This is a genomic window from Microcoleus sp. Pol11C3, assembly GCF_036701485.1.
Lineage (GTDB): Bacteria > Cyanobacteriota > Cyanobacteriia > Cyanobacteriales > Microcoleaceae > Microcoleus.
In genome coordinates this window covers 1-1,532 of record NZ_JAUBQW010000296.1, presented here as the reverse complement: position 1 = coordinate 1,532, position 1,532 = coordinate 1, and the positions used below count along the sequence as shown (strand labels likewise).

Genomic DNA, 1,532 nt, shown 5'->3' with positions numbered 1-1,532 from the left:
ATCCTTGCTCTTCGCTGTGCTTATCTCAACGGTCAACTTTCAATTTGATGTATTTGCCAAAGTGAGATGCACCCAGTTACAATCACGGCTCTAACAGTTTTTCTAAGATGGTGTAAATGTCTTTTTTGTCACCATCTTTACGTCTCCCTAATCCCACGACAACAACTAGAACTCGATCTTGTTCGACTTGATAAACTATACGATAGCGCTGTCCAACAGCTCGGATGCTGCGAAATCCTGATAGGTTATCTACAAGGGCTTTGCCTTGCTTTTGTGGTTCAACTTTTAGTTGATCGATGCGATCGCGCAATTTTTCCTGTTCTCGTCGATCTTTGACTGCCTCCAACATTTCCAGTGCCAGTGGCGTAAGCTAAATCTCATATTCGATAGCATTTTCTTCGTGATTCACAGTCCCAATTTTGCTTTGGCATTTTCCCAGAAAATAGTTTCGCCTTGCCGTGCTTGGGTGATGCTTTCGCGTAATTTGGCAACGAATTCTGTATCGGTGAGAATATCTAAGGTTTCTAACAGTTCAGTCAAATGCGTGTAGCTCATTGCAGCCATAACGGGAACGCCATCTTGAGTGATGATGATAGGCTCATTGATAAGTTCTTGGGGTAGGTTTGGAAGCTGCTGCTGTGCTTGGGCAATGGTGAGTCGTTTGGACATGGTTGTACTAAAGCAACATTACTTTTAATTTAGCATTTCGGCCCAACTCACTGGTTTCCAGCCGCTGATGCTGGTAACGAGTAAATCCAAAATCCAAAATCCAAAATCTAAAATCCAAAATGGATTGACGACGGCCCCCCTCTGCGGCTACGCTTTGAAGTGAGAGGTTGCTTGCTTGTAGAGGAGGCAGCCCGCGTCGCCCAAAAATCTAGTTGCACTGCCCAAAGCTGCGCTAACAGCAATGGACAGCTAACCGCCAAACTGGAATCAGCAGTCTGGAGGCTAACGGAGCATTTTAACATCCTCTGTAGCCGCCCTGCTATGTCTTGAAATGCGGGGCGGCTGGGTTTTTGGGTTTTTCTAGAAAACCCAAAACCAGGAGAACATATTATGTCACAGGAATTCGTGCCTGACGACAACAAATTTGAGCGCCCAAATGACGACTCAGCAGCAGTATGCGAACAGGAAGTGGTGTTGTTAACGGTTGTCGGTTCGCCCAAGGGTGTCCGGGAAACCATACTCACTTTGTACCGGCTGGGATTTGCAGAAGTGGGCGATTGGAGTCCGGTACAGCGTGCGGCAAATCCGAAGCAGGTGATGAGCGTACTGATCCGTCGCTCGCGGGCTGACAGTAAATCGCCGAGAAAATCTGGGCGGTAAGCTGCAAGGTTAAATAGCTAAATTCGAGGGCGGGCCTTTAACGCTAAGCCCTGAGTCCGGCAGTCCGGCAGGGGTTGAAACCCCTGCCTCAAAGCTAAAGTCCTCGCTATGAGGACTGAAGAATTCATTAGGGCTTGCTGAATATATCGATCGCACTTGAGGTAGCCTGGGTTTTGAGCGCGCGATCGAGAATAAAGTGCAAG

4 protein-coding genes are annotated in these 1,532 nt (G+C 47.6%); 1 reads left to right on the top strand and 3 read right to left on the bottom strand.

Going from position 1 to position 1,532, the window contains the following annotated elements:
• Positions 1-82: 82 nt before the first annotated feature.
• Positions 83-355, bottom strand: coding sequence for a type II toxin-antitoxin system RelE/ParE family toxin (locus tag QUA40_RS28675; protein ID WP_333132092.1), 273 nt, complete (start codon positions 353-355; stop codon positions 83-85).
• Between the two features lie 50 nt (positions 356-405).
• Entirely contained in the window at positions 406-669 is a 264-nt protein-coding gene (locus QUA40_RS28670; protein ID WP_333132090.1) for a type II toxin-antitoxin system Phd/YefM family antitoxin, read from the bottom strand.
• 390 nt (positions 670-1,059) lie between these two features.
• On the opposite strand from QUA40_RS28670, the gene QUA40_RS28665 reads away from it, so the two are divergent.
• Entirely contained in the window at positions 1,060-1,329 is a 270-nt protein-coding gene (locus QUA40_RS28665; protein ID WP_333132088.1) for a hypothetical protein, read from the top strand.
• 17 nt (positions 1,330-1,346) lie between these two features.
• On the opposite strand, the gene QUA40_RS28660 is transcribed toward QUA40_RS28665, so the two are convergent.
• A partial coding sequence (locus QUA40_RS28660; RefSeq protein ID WP_333132087.1) for a hypothetical protein occupies positions 1,347-1,532 on the bottom strand: 186 nt, incomplete at its 5' end.

Bases quoted from the DNA above. Each gene is read 5' to 3' on its own strand.
- QUA40_RS28665 (WP_333132088.1), top strand. From the start codon at position 1,060: ATGTCACAGGAATTCGTGCCTGACGACAACAAATTTGAGCGCCCAAAT.
- QUA40_RS28670 (WP_333132090.1), bottom strand. From the start codon at position 669: ATGTCCAAACGACTCACCATTGCCCAAGCACAGCAGCAGCTTCCAAAC.